Below are 835 nucleotides of genomic sequence, written 5' to 3' on the forward strand. Positions count from 1 at the left end.
TCATCATGAAAACTAAATAAATTTAATTCTTTTCCCAATTTTCTATGGTCTCTCTCTTTAGCTTCTTTAAGTTTCTTCAAATAATTATCCAAAGATTCTTTACTTTCAAAAGCAGTTCCATAAATTCGAGAGAGCATTTTATTATTCGAATCTCCTCTCCAATAACTTCCCGCGACAGACATGAGTTTATAAGATTTCAAATAACCAGTAGAAGGAACATGAGGACCGCGGCATAAATCAATAAAATCTCCCTGCTCGTAAAAAGAAACCGTATCTGCGTCAATATCTTCTATTATTTCCACTTTATAAGGTTCGTTATTTTTCTTAAAATATTCTATAGCTTCTTTTTTAGTCATTATCTTTCTTACTACGGGAATATTTTCTTTTATTATATTTTTCATTTCCGCTTCGATTTTTGGCAAATCTTCGTCCGTAAAAGGTTTGTCCGTATCGAAATCGTAATAAAAACCGTCTTTAATAGCGGGACCGATTGTCACTTGAACATTAGGATAAAGTCTTTTAACCGCTTGAGCCATCAAATGACTTGTGGAATGTCTTAATATTTCAAGTCCTTCGTCAGTTGTAGTAAGTATCAATTCTAAATTTCCGTCCGTTTCTGGTTTGTAAGTTAAATCTACTTCCGAACCGTTGAATTTTGCGGCTATCGCGTCTTTTGATTCTTTTTTAGCGTGTTGTTTAACGAAGTCCAATAAAGAGACTCCTTCGGCTATTTCGTAAGATTGTCCTAAAAAATTAATTTTTGACATTATCGCACCTCTTGAATTGATACTTTTTTAAATTTAGTTTAATTAATACTTTTTTAAATTTAGTTTAA

1 pseudogene is annotated in these 835 nt (G+C 31.9%); it reads right to left on the minus strand.

From position 1 onward, the window contains the following. Nucleotides 1-767, minus strand: a pseudogene (locus EZH24_RS12830) (threonine--tRNA ligase); the annotation flags it as partial. Nucleotides 768-835 lie beyond the last annotated feature (68 nt).

Origin of the sequence: Brachyspira catarrhinii, from assembly GCF_005518285.1 — a bacterium.
Lineage (GTDB): Bacteria > Spirochaetota > Brachyspiria > Brachyspirales > Brachyspiraceae > Brachyspira > Brachyspira catarrhinii.